Below are 11,617 nucleotides of genomic sequence, written 5' to 3' on the forward strand. Positions count from 1 at the left end.
GTTGGTTATGGTCTTTTCAAATGCCCTGTCATTCTGTGGTTATTAAAAACGTGACGAAACTCCTATTCAAGGCAACCATAACTGCGGTTTCGACCGTCCTCGGCCTGGTCCTGCCTGCCGCCGCCCTCGAAATCGGCAGCTTCAATGTCTCCACCACCGACAAGGACCTGCGTGAGGCGCTCATGCAGGCCTCGTTGACCGTGGCGGCTGCGGACGATGCGGAAACCACCCCGCGCGGCGCGCTGGCCGCCGCCAATGCCGACTATGCCCGGCTGGTGCGCACGCTTTATGCGCTGGGCTATTACAGCGGCGTGGTGACCATCAAGCTTGATGGCCGCGAGGCCGCGTCGATCCCCACGTTCAACCTGCCCGCACAGATCAATCAGGCCACGGTCTCCGTCGACCCCGGCCCGCAATTCTCGCTCGGGGTGGCGCAGATCGCCCCGTTGGCCCCCGGCGACACCCCGCCCGAAGGCTTCCGCGCAGGCGCACCGGCGCGCAGCACCGTGTTGCAGGAAACCGTGGACAGCGGCGTCAAGGGCTGGCGCGAGGCCGGTCACGCCAAGGTTGCCCTGTCCGAACAAAGCGTCACCGCCAACCACAGCCAGAACACGCTGTCGGTGCGCCTGGGGCTGGCTCCCGGCCCGCGCGTCACCTTTGGCCGCCTGGTCCAGACCAACGACAGCGCCGTGCGCTCCGCAAAGATCGCCCGCATCGCAGGCTTTCCCGAAGGCACCGTGTTTTCCCCCGAGGAACTGGAAACCGTGGCCAAGCGCCTGCGCCGCACTGGCGCCTTTTCCTCGGTGTCCCTGACCGAGGCCGAAACCCTGCGCCCCGGCGACGTGATGGACGTGAACCTCGCACTGGTCGACGAGAAACCCCGCCGTTTCGGGTTCGGCGCTGAAATCTCGTCGTTCGAGGGGGTGACCCTGTCCAGCTACTGGATGCACCGCAACCTGTTTGGCGGCGCGGAACGGCTGCGCATCGACGGCGAAATATCGGGCATCGGCAGCCAGACCGGCGGCATCGACTACAGCCTGGCCGGACGCCTGAACAGCCCCGCCTTTTTCGGCACCGACAACGACGGATTTGTCTACGGCTCGATCTCGGACGAGGAAGAAGAAAACTATGACCTGCAACAGGTCCGCATCGGGGCAGGGGCATCGCGCATCTTCTCCGACCACCTTCAGGCCGAAGCGGCGCTGGAACTGCGCTATGTCAACACATTTGACGACTTCTACGGCGAACGAGATTTCTTCTTTCTGAACGTGCCCGTGTCGGCGACGCTGGACCACCGCGACGACGTGCTGAACCCCACGACGGGGTATTACGTCAAGGCCGAGGCCATGCCCTTTGTCCGGCTGGACGACTCCGACGCAGGCCTGCGGTTCTTTGCGGACGGGCGCATCTTCCGCTCCGTCGGCGCGGAAAAACGTCTGGTCTTCGCGGGCCGCTTGCAAATCGGCTCGACACTCGGTCCCGATCTGGCGGACCTGCCGCCTGACTTCCTGTTCTACTCGGGCGGCGGCGGCACCGTGCGCGGACAACCCTTCCAGTCGCTTGGCGTCGATCTGGGCGGCGGCACGCTTTCGGGCGGCAAATCCTTTGTCGGCGTCTCGGGTGAGGTGCGCGCATCGATCACGGACAGCATCGGCATCGTCGGTTTCGTGGACGCGGGCATGATCGCGGCGGACACACTCTTTGCCGAAGCCGGCGACTGGCACGCAGGCGCGGGTCTCGGCCTGCGCTACAACACCGGCATCGGCCCGATCCGTCTGGACGTGGCGGCCCCCGTGGGCGGCGACACCGGCGACGGGGTGCAATTCTACGTCGGCATAGGACAATCGTTTTGAAACAGTTACTGATCATCCTGTCGGCGGCCCTCTTGCTCTGCCTGCCCCATGCTTCCGTCGCGCAATCCGATGACGATCGCGGCTACCTTCAGGCCTTCCTCGAGGACAGCCTGTCCGGCGCGGGCCGCCAGGTGCGCATCGTGGGCTTTGCCGGGGCGCTCAGCTCGCGGGCGACGATTGACGAACTGACCATCGCCGACGACGAAGGCATCTGGCTGACCCTGCGTGACGTGTCGCTGGACTGGAGCCGCTCGGCCCTGCTGACCGGCCGGCTCGAGGTCACGGAACTCTCCGTGGCCGAGGTGCTCTTGCCCCGCAAGCCGGTCACCCCCGACACCATCGACGTCCCCGCCCCCGAAGCCTCGGGCGGCTTTTCGATCCCGGACCTGCCCGTGTCGGTGAACATCGAACAGGTCAAGGCCGGCCGCGTCGAGATCGGCGAGCCGGTCTTTGGACAGGCGGCGGTGATCACCCTGAACGGCTCGGCGAAACTGGCCGACGGCGAAGGCACCGCCAGGATCGAGGTCAACCGCGTGGACGGCACCAAGGGCGAGGTGACCCTTGCCGCGACCTATGCCAATGCCACCGATGTGCTGGACCTGGAGCTGACCGTGTCCGAGGACGACGGCGGTATCCTGTCCACCCTGATGGCGCTGCCCGACAATCCGTCGATTGACCTGACCGTCGCAGGCTCGGGGCCGCTGGACGATTTCGTGGCCGACATCACGCTGGCCACCGACGACACCCCGCGCCTTGACGGATCGGTCACGCTCAAGGGCACGCCATCCGACACCGCAACCGGCGACGACGGCACCACCACGGCCCCCGCCACCGACCGCAGCTTTGCACTGGACCTTGGCGGCGACATCGCCCCGATGTTCGCCCCGCGGTATGGCGCGTTCTTTGGCGATGACATCACCCTGAAATCCTCGGGCACGCTTTTTGCCGATGGCCGGCTGACGCTGGACACGCTCGACCTGAACACCCGTTCGCTGACGCTCTCCGGCAACCTGGCGCTGGCCTCCGGCGGCTGGCCCACGGTCATTGCACTGAACGGGCGCATCGCAGACGCCGAGGGCACGCCGGTCCTGCTGCCGCTGCCGGGCGAACAGACCCAGATCGACAACGCCACGCTTGGCGTCCGCTTTGACGCGGCATCCGGCGACGGCTGGGACGCAGACATCGCGGTCAACGGGCTGAACCAGCCGACGCTGAAACTGGGCACCCTCACCTTGAAAGGCGACGGCACCCTGACCCAGGGCGAAGGCGCAAGTCTTGGCGGTGTGATGGGACAACTGACCTATGCCATCGACGGGATCGAACTGACCGACACCGCACTGGCCGAAGCGGTCGGCCCCCGTATCGACGGCGGTCTGAATTTTGACTGGACCGAAGACGCACCGCTCAAGCTCAGCCAGATCGACCTGACGGGGGCCGACTACGGCCTGACCGGACAGGCCCAGCTCGATGGGATGACCCAGGACCTGAACCTGTCGGTTGCGGGCAACATGACCCTGACCGCCGCCAACCTTTCGCGGTTCTCGGAAATCTCGGGGCAAGACCTGCAAGGCGCGACCAAGTTCGACGCACAATTCACCTTTGCCCCCATCACCGGCGCCTTTGACGTGGACCTGCAAGGCACCGGTGACAATCTGGCCGTAGGCATCCCGCAGGCCGATCCGCTGATCACAGGCCAAAGCCGCCTGACCCTGACCGCCGCCCGCGACGAAACCGGCACCCGCATCGACAATTTCGAGATCGCCACAGACCAGTTGAACGCCACAGTCAGCGGCACCCTGTCCTCCGACGCCAGCGACCTGCAAGTCGCGGCACGCGTCAATGAAACATCGCTGGTCCAGCCGGGGCTGAACGGCCCGGCAACGCTGAACGGCGCGATCCGTCAGGCCGGCAACGACTTTACCGTCGACGTGCGCGCCACCGGACCGGGCGGGGTGGACCTGAACGTGGACGGCACGCTGGCGCTGGTCGAGGGAGCCTTGGGCCGCATCAACGCGGACATCAACGGATCGGTGCAATCGCTCGAACCCTATTCGCAACTGGCGGGGCGCGACCTGTCCGGGTCGGCCAACATCACCTCGCAAGGCTGGGTGGACCTGCGCGACTATACCTTTGATTTGAAAACCGACCTCACAGGCCGGAACCTCTCTGCCGGTATCCCGCAGGCGGACGGGCTGCTGCGCGGCGACAGCACGCTGAGCGTTGTCGCCCGCCGCGACGGCACCGTGACCAATATCGAAACCTTCCGTCTGGCCTCTGACCACATCACCGCCAGCGTCACCGGCACGCTGGGCACTGACGACGGGTCCCTGCGCGTCGATGCCCGCGTGCCCGATGCCTCGGTCGTGGCTCCGGCCCTGACCGGCGCGGCAACGCTGAACGGCACCCTGCGCCAGACCGGCACAGACTGGGCCGTGGACATGCGCGCCACCGGTCCGGGCCGCGCCGATGTGCGTGTCGCGGGTGTCGTGCCCATCGTCGACGGTGCGCCCCATCGCATCACCGGCACCGTAGAGGGGGCCGTGCAGTCGCTTTCGCCCTATTCCGCGCTGGCAGGCCGCCAGCTTGCCGGTGCGGTGAACATCAACGCCAAAGGCTGGTACGACCCCCGCGATGCGACCTTTGACATCACCACCGATGCCACCGCGCAGAACCTTGGCACCGGCATCCCGCAGGTGGACCAGCTGTTGCGCGGGGCCAGCTCGCTGGACCTCGCGGCGCGCAAAGCGGCGGACCAGCCGCTGATCGTGGACCGGCTGAACCTGAAAACCTCGCAGCTTCAGGCGGCAATCACCGCTTCGACCTCGGGCGCGGACACCACGCTGAACTTTGATGCCAGCCTGCGCGACATCGGCCTTTTCACCGACGGCATCAACGGTCCCGCCACCGCCAAGGGCACCGCCGAGCAGGTGGGCGACAACTGGCGCGTCAACATCGACGCCACCGGCCCCGAAGGCACCACCGCCACCGTGCGCGGCGAGGTCGCCACCGATGCCAGCCGTGCCAACATCGACGTGGCCGGGGCCGCGCCCATCGGGCTGGCCAACACCTTTATCGCGCCCAACATCGCCGCCGGACAGGCGCGGTTCGACCTGTCGCTGAACGGCCCGCTGGCGCTGGCTTCGGTCTCGGGGCGGATTTCGACGGACAATGCCCGCCTTGTGCTGCCTGAACAGAACATCACGCTGGCCCCCATCGTCACAACCGTGAACCTGGCAGGCGGCCGCGCCACGCTGGACACCACCGCGACCGTGTCGACAGGTGGCACCATCCGCATCAGCGGTCCGGTCTCGCTGGACGCGCCCAACACCGCCGATCTGGCGATTGCCGTCAACAACGTCCGCATCACCGACCCCAAGCTTTATGACACCACGATCAACGGCACAGGGTCGGTGCAGGGCGCGCTGACCGGCGGTGCCGCGATCAAGGCTGACCTGACGCTGGGCACCACCGAAATCCGCGTGCCCGAAGGCGGCGCCGAAGCCGCGCCGCTGCTGGACGGGCTGACCCATGTGAACGAACCCGCCGCCGTGCGCGCCACCCGCGCCCGCGCCGGGCTGATCGAGGAACCGGACGACACGGCAGCGGGCGGCAGCAACAGCCGCATCGCCTTTCCCATCGACATCACCCTGCGCGCGCCCGCACGTATCTTTGTGCGGGGCCGGGGGCTGGACGCCGAACTGGGCGGCACCCTGCGCATCACCGGCACCACCGCCAACGTTGTCCCCATCGGACGCTTTGACCTGATCCGCGGCCGCTTTGATATCCTGACCAAGCGTCTGGACCTCATCGAAGGCTCGGCCCAGCTTCAGGGCGGGTTCGACCCCTATATCCGCTTTGTCGCGGAAACCAGCGCCTCGGACACCACCATCCGCATCACCGTCGAAGGCCTGGCCTCGGCCCCCGAGATCACCTTCACCTCGACCCCGGACAAGCCCGACGACGAAATTCTGGCACAGCTGCTGTTCGGACGCGGCCTGGACAAGATTTCGCCCTTGCAGGCGGTGCAACTGGCCGCCGCCGTCCGCACGCTGACCGGCAAAGGGGGCGGCGGGTTGCTGAATGGCATCCGCGAACGCTTTGGGCTGGACGATCTGGACATCGTGACCGACGAAAACGGCGAAACCGGCGCGCGCGTGGGCAAATACGTGACCGACAACATCTACACCGATGTCACCGTCGGCGCGAAAGGCGACGCCGAGGTCAACCTGAACCTCACGATCTCCCCCTCGCTCACCGCACGGGGCAGCGTCGCATCCGACGGGGAAACCGGGCTGGGGCTGTTCTTCGAGAAGGACTATTAAGCGCGGCGGGTTTAGCCTTCCCCACGCGCCGCGCACCTCGGAACTTGCGCACCCGTCCTAACCGGCGTTCAGCGCACCAATCCCCGAGGCTACACTAATCAGACCGGTACGTTGTCGATCAGCCGCACACCCTCAAGCCATGCCGCAACCAAAAGACGCCCCGGCGCGCTGGGGGTTTCCAGTGGGGCAAGGTCGCTGTCGCGCCGGTATTCAAGGTAATCAACCGGCCCGAACCCGGCCTGCTCCAACCGTGTCCGGGCGGCACCCAGTGCCTGCGACGCAGGCGTGCCGGCCACAATCGCGTCCGCGGCGGTGCGCAGCGCACTGTGGATGTCGCTGGCGCGTCGGCGCGCCGCATCGTCAAGGCGCAGGTTGCGCGACGACATCGCCAGCCCGTCCACCTCGCGATAGGTGGCGCAGCCGACGATCTCGACCGGAATATCCAGATCGGTGACCAGACGGCGCACCACTTTCAGTTGCTGGTAATCCTTCTCACCGAAAAAGGCGAAATCCGCATCGGTTTGCAGCAGCAGCTTGGTCACCACCGTCGCCACACCGTCAAAATGGCCGGGCCGGTCGCCACCGCACAGACCATCGCTGACACCGCCGACCGAAATCGTGGTGGCAAAGCCGTCGGGGTATATTTCTTCCGGGTCGGGCACATACAGCACATCCACCGCCAAAGGAGCCAGCTTTCGCGCGTCGTCCTCTTCGGTGCGTGGATACTTGGCCAGATCCTCCGCGTTGTTGAATTGGCGCGGGTTGACGAACAGCGTCACGATCACCCGGTCGGTGCGCGCCTTGGCGGCCTCGACCAGGCTCAGATGCCCCGGATGCAGCGCCCCCATCGTCGGCACCACCCCGATGCTCTGCGCAGCGGCGCGCCATTTGCGGGTCAGGGCGCGCAAGGCCGCCTTGGTACGGATGATCTGCATCAGGTCGCTCCTGCATCGGTAAACACATGTTCGGCGGCGGGGAACTGGCGCGCGCGCACCTCCTCGGCATAGGCCTGCACCGCTGCCGTGGCATCAGCCGCCAGGTCGGCATAGCGTTTCACGAACCTGGGCTTGAAATCGGCAAACAGGCCCAGCATGTCGTCGATCACCAGGATCTGCCCGTCGCATCCCGCCGATGCACCAATCCCCACCGTGGGAATGTCGATCTCGGCGGTGATCTGGTCGGACAGGGCCGCAGGCACCTTTTCCAGCACCACCGAAAACGCGCCCGCCTCGGACACCGCGCGGGCATCGTCGCGGATGCGCGCGGCGTCGTCGCCCTTGCCCTGCACCCTATAGCCGCCCAGCGTGTTCACCGATTGCGGCGTCAGCCCGACATGGCCCATCACCGGAATACCGCGCTGCACCAGAAAGCCGATGGTCTCGGCCATATGCCGCCCGCCCTCCAGCTTGACCGCGCCCGCGCCGGTCTCGGCCATGATCCGCACCGCATTGCGCAGCGCCTGCTGCGGGCTTTCCTCGTAGCTGCCAAAGGGCATGTCCACCACCATCAGCGCCCGTTCCAGCCCGCGCGCCACCGCCTGACCGTGCAGCACCATCATCTCCATCGTCACCGACAGGGTCGATGCCATGCCATGCAGCACCATGCCCACGCTGTCGCCGACCAGCACCAGATCGCATTGCGTGTCGGCAATCCGCGCAACCGGCGTGGTATAGGCCGTCAGGCAGACCAGCGGCGTGCCGCCCTTGCGGGCGCGAATGGCGGCAGCGTCCAGCGCTTTGAGAGGCCGAGAAGTGCTCATGTCGGTTGTCCTACCTTCGGTGCAGTCCCGCGCGTTTTAGGCGGATGGCGCGCATTGTGCAAGTGCAGCGTAATATTGTTGCGCAAACGGGGTGGTTTGCGCCAGATTAAAAATCCAGACCCAAATCCAGCGTCTGCGCCGAATGCGTCAGCGCCCCGGACGAGATGTAATCGACCCCGGTCGCCGCCACCTCGGCAATCCGCTCCAGCCGCATGTTGCCCGAGGCCTCCAGCGTGATGCGCCCCGCCGCCATCGCCACGGCCTCGCGCAGGGTCGGCGTGTCCATATTGTCCAGCAACACGACATCCGCGCCGCCTTCGTCCAGCACCTCGGCCAACTGGTCCAGCCGGTCCACCTCGATCTCGGTGCGGATCATATGCGACGCACCCGCCTTGACCGCACGCAGCACCGGACGAATGCCCCCGGCGACGGCGATGTGGTTGTCCTTGATCAGGATCGCGTCCGACAGCGAAAAGCGGTGGTTGAACCCGCCGCCATGCAGCACCGCCTGCTTTTCCACCAGCCGCAGCCCCGGCGTGGTCTTGCGGGTACAGGTGATGCGCGTGTCTGTCCCTGCCGCTTCGGCAACGAACGCAGCCGTCAGCGTCGCAATCCCGCTCAGCCGTCCGGCAAAGTTCAGCGCCACCCGCTCACCCGACAGGATCGACGCGGCACTGCCTTCGATCTCCATCAGCAGGTCACCGGCAGCGATGGTGCTGCCGTCGGGACAATGACAACTCACCTTCAACTGCGGATCGACCAGCCCAAAGGCAATCTCCGCGATCTGCATCCCCGACACCACGCCCGGCGCCCGCGCCCGCAACTGCGCGCGATACCGCGTGCCCGCAGGGATCACCGTGCGCGTGGTGATGTCACCATAAGTGCCCAGGTCCTCCATCAGCGCAGCGCGGATCAGCGGTTCCAGGATCAGGTCGGGCAGGGGCGGCAGTTGGGTCATACAAGGTCCGGTTCGTATTGAGCGCGCAGGGCCAGCGCCTGCGTCAGGGTCATGCGCGACCGTGCGCCCTCGGCGCCGTCGGTCTGGGGATAATCGGCGCGGAAATGCGCGCCACGGCTTTCGGTCCGCTTCAGCGCTGCGGCGGCAATCAGCGTCGCGGTGGCGGTCATGTTGTGCAGCACCATACAGGCAGGCTGCGCCGCCTCGATGGCGGCAATCTCGCCCAGGCAACGGGTCAGTCCGGCGGCATCGCGGATCACGCCCGCGCCATCGGTCATCGCCTGACGCAACCGCGCGACCAGCGCGGCGTCAGGCGGCGTATCGGCGGCGAGGGCGGGCAGGGTGACAGGCTCCGCATCGGCCCAGGGGCCCAGCGCGGCCTCAAGGTCCAGCGCACAGCGCCGCGCATAGACCAGCGCCTCAAGCAGCCCGTTCGAGGCCAGCCGGTTCGCCCCGTGCAACCCGGTGGATGCCGCCTCGCCACAGACCCACAGCCCGCCCAGCGTGGCACGCCCGTCTGCGTCCGTCTCGATCCCGCCCATGTGGTAATGTGCGGCGGCGGCCACCGGGATGGGCTGCGTCACCGGGTCAATCCCCGCCTGCGCACAGGCCAGGGCGACCGCCGGAAACTCTTCCAGCACCCGCACACCCAGCGCCGCGCGCGTGTCCAGCATCGGTGTCAGCCCCGCCTGCGTCTGTGCGTAAACGCCGCGCGCCACGATATCGCGTGGGGCCAGCTCGGCGTCGGGGTGCAGCCCGACCATGAACCGGTCGCCGTCCCGGTTGATCAGAACCGCGCCCTCGCCCCGCAAAGCCTCGGTCGCCAGCGGCGCGGGATCGACCCCGCTCGCCACTGCCGTGGGGTGGAACTGCACGAATTCCGCATCCGCAATCACCGCCCCGGCGCGCGCCGCCATGCCGATCACCTGTCCGCGAATGCGCGGCGGGTTCGTGGTCAGCGCATACAGCCCGCCCGAGCCGCCACCCGCCAGCAGACAGGCCGCCCCGCGCAGGCGGATGGGCACGCTCAGCCCGTCGTCACATCGCGCCACGTCCACGGCCGCAACGCTGCCGTCCTCGCTGTGCAAGGCCACCGCCAGCACACCCTCCAGCACCTGAATCGATGGCGTTGCACGCACTTCCGCAATCAACGCGCGCATGATCTCGGCCCCCGCCTGATCGCCGCGCACCCGCACCACCCGCGCATAACTGTGCGCCGCCTCGCGTGACATGACGTAACCGCCGTCCGCCGTGCGATCAAAGGGCGTGCCCAGCGCCGTCAGGTCCAGAATATGCGCCCGCGCCTCGGCGGTGACCTGATCGGCCACGCCTGCGTCCACCGTTCCCGCCCCGGCCCGCACCGTGTCGGCGGCATGGGCCTCGGCACTGTCGGCGGCATCCATCGCGGCAGCCACCCCGCCCTGCGCCCAGGCCGAACTGGCCCCTTCGCCCAGCGTCTCGGGCGAGATCATCAGAACCGGACGCGGCGCCAGCTTCAGCGCCGCATAAAGCGCGCCCAGACCGGCCCCGACAATGATGATCCGACCGGTTTCAATCTCTTGCATCGCGGTCAGGCCGCCTGTGCGCGCGACACGTCGATCATCCGCTGCACTGCCACCCGCGCACGGTCAGCGACCTCCGGGTCCACCTCGACCGCGCCCTGCATGCTGTGCAGGGTCCACAGCACCTTTTCCAGCGTGATCATCTTCATGAACGGGCACATGTTGCAGGGGCCGACGAAATCCACATCCGGCATCGCGTTGGCAATGTTCGACCCCATCGAACATTCCGTCACCAACAGCGCCTTTTCAGGCCGCTCGCTGTTCACATAGTCGATGATCCCGCTGGTCGAGCCGGAGAAATCCGCCTCGGCCACCACATCGGGCGGGCATTCGGGGTGCGCGATGATCCGCGTTGTCGGCTCAGAGGCGCGGAAATCGCGCAGGTCCTGCGCGGTGAACTGCTCGTGCACGATGCACGCCCCGTCCCACCACACGATCCGCTTGTGCGGCACGTCCTTGGCCACGTTCTGCGCCAGGTACTTGTCCGGCGTCATGATCACCGTGTCGCTCTCCTGCGCCGCCACGATCTGCGCGGCATTGGACGAGGTACAGCAAATGTCCGACGCGGCCTTCACCTCGGCCGTGGTGTTCACATAGGTCACCACCGGCGCACCGGGATATTTCGCCCGCATCTCGGCAATCCCCTCGGCGGTGATGCTCTCGGCCAGCGAACAGCCCGCGTCCATGTCGGGGATCAGAACCGTCTTGGACGGGTTCAGGATCTTCGAGGTCTCTGCCATGAAGTGCACGCCGCACTGCACGATCACATCCGCCTCGACCCTGGTCGCCTCGATCGCCAGTTGCAGGCTGTCGCCCACCACGTCGGCAATGCCGTGGTAAATCTGCGGCGTCATGTAGTTGTGCGCCAGAATGACCGCGTTGCGCTCTTTCTTCAGGGCGTTGATCGCCTTGATGTAGGGCGCGTAAATCGCGAAATCGGGGGGCGACACCACGCGGTCCATACGCGCGTAAATCTCGGGCATTTCGGCTGCCAGGTCGACAGAAGGGGCCAGGTCATAGTGATTGCCCAGTTCGGAACGGATGTCGGTCAGGTCAAGCATCTGTGCAGCCTCGTTTTGGGGCGCGCCACGGATCGCGGCGACAAGCTGGCACTTGTTAGCCACCTGCGACCGTGCTGTCCAGTCGCACGCTTACCTAGGGTA

At 66.8% G+C, this 11,617-nt stretch carries 7 protein-coding genes; 2 read left to right on the forward strand and 5 right to left on the reverse strand.

The window, feature by feature from the left end; translation table 11 throughout:
- The first annotated feature begins 50 nt into the window (after positions 1 to 50).
- Complete coding sequence (locus BUC08_RS05615) at positions 51 to 1,853, forward strand: autotransporter assembly complex protein TamA (protein WP_159436678.1); 1,803 nt, start codon at positions 51 to 53, stop codon at positions 1,851 to 1,853.
- Positions 1,850 to 6,175 carry a translocation/assembly module TamB domain-containing protein gene (locus BUC08_RS05620; protein ID WP_051694359.1) on the forward strand — a complete coding sequence of 1,442 codons (4,326 nt, stop codon included), beginning with the start codon at positions 1,850 to 1,852 and terminating at the stop codon, positions 6,173 to 6,175. Before BUC08_RS05615 ends, BUC08_RS05620 begins: the two co-directional genes overlap by 4 nt.
- Before the next feature lie 98 nt (positions 6,176 to 6,273).
- Here BUC08_RS05620 and panC read toward each other — a convergent pair whose 3' ends face one another.
- The 5 genes from panC to nadA all read right to left on the reverse strand — a co-directional run bounded on the left by panC (position 6,274) and on the right by nadA (position 11,515).
- Positions 6,274 to 7,110 carry a pantoate--beta-alanine ligase gene (panC, locus tag BUC08_RS05625; protein ID WP_037926490.1) on the reverse strand — a complete coding sequence of 279 codons (837 nt, stop codon included), beginning with the start codon at positions 7,108 to 7,110 and terminating at the stop codon, positions 6,274 to 6,276.
- Entirely contained in the window at positions 7,110 to 7,934 is an 825-nt protein-coding gene (gene panB, locus BUC08_RS05630) for a 3-methyl-2-oxobutanoate hydroxymethyltransferase (protein ID WP_037926487.1), read from the reverse strand. The genes panC and panB overlap by 1 nt, the downstream gene beginning before the upstream one ends.
- Before the next feature lie 106 nt (positions 7,935 to 8,040).
- Positions 8,041 to 8,892, reverse strand: coding sequence for a carboxylating nicotinate-nucleotide diphosphorylase (gene nadC, locus BUC08_RS05635; RefSeq protein WP_037926484.1), 852 nt, complete (start codon positions 8,890 to 8,892; stop codon positions 8,041 to 8,043).
- Positions 8,889 to 10,457: an L-aspartate oxidase gene (locus tag BUC08_RS05640; RefSeq protein ID WP_037926480.1), complete on the reverse strand. Its 1,569-nt coding sequence runs from the start codon at positions 10,455 to 10,457 to the stop codon at positions 8,889 to 8,891. Before BUC08_RS05640 ends, nadC begins: the two co-directional genes overlap by 4 nt.
- Positions 10,458 to 10,462: 5 nt before the next feature.
- On the reverse strand, positions 10,463 to 11,515 hold the full coding sequence (nadA, locus tag BUC08_RS05645; RefSeq protein WP_037926477.1) for a quinolinate synthase NadA: 1,053 nt from the start codon (positions 11,513 to 11,515) through the stop codon (positions 10,463 to 10,465).
- Between the last annotated feature and the right edge of the window lie 102 nt (positions 11,516 to 11,617).

The organism is Pseudosulfitobacter pseudonitzschiae (assembly GCF_900129395.1).
In the GTDB taxonomy this organism is placed as follows: Bacteria; Pseudomonadota; Alphaproteobacteria; order Rhodobacterales; family Rhodobacteraceae; genus Pseudosulfitobacter; species Pseudosulfitobacter pseudonitzschiae.

Coding starts and splice junctions, on each gene's coding strand:
- panC (WP_037926490.1), bottom strand. CDS start 7,110: ATGCAGATCATCCGTACCAAGGCGGCCTTGCGCGCCCTGACCCGCAAA.
- nadC (WP_037926484.1), bottom strand. CDS start 8,892: ATGACCCAACTGCCGCCCCTGCCCGACCTGATCCTGGAACCGCTGATC.
- nadA (WP_037926477.1), bottom strand. CDS start 11,515: ATGCTTGACCTGACCGACATCCGTTCCGAACTGGGCAATCACTATGAC.
- BUC08_RS05640 (WP_037926480.1), bottom strand. CDS start 10,457: ATGCAAGAGATTGAAACCGGTCGGATCATCATTGTCGGGGCCGGTCTG.
- panB (WP_037926487.1), bottom strand. CDS start 7,934: ATGAGCACTTCTCGGCCTCTCAAAGCGCTGGACGCTGCCGCCATTCGC.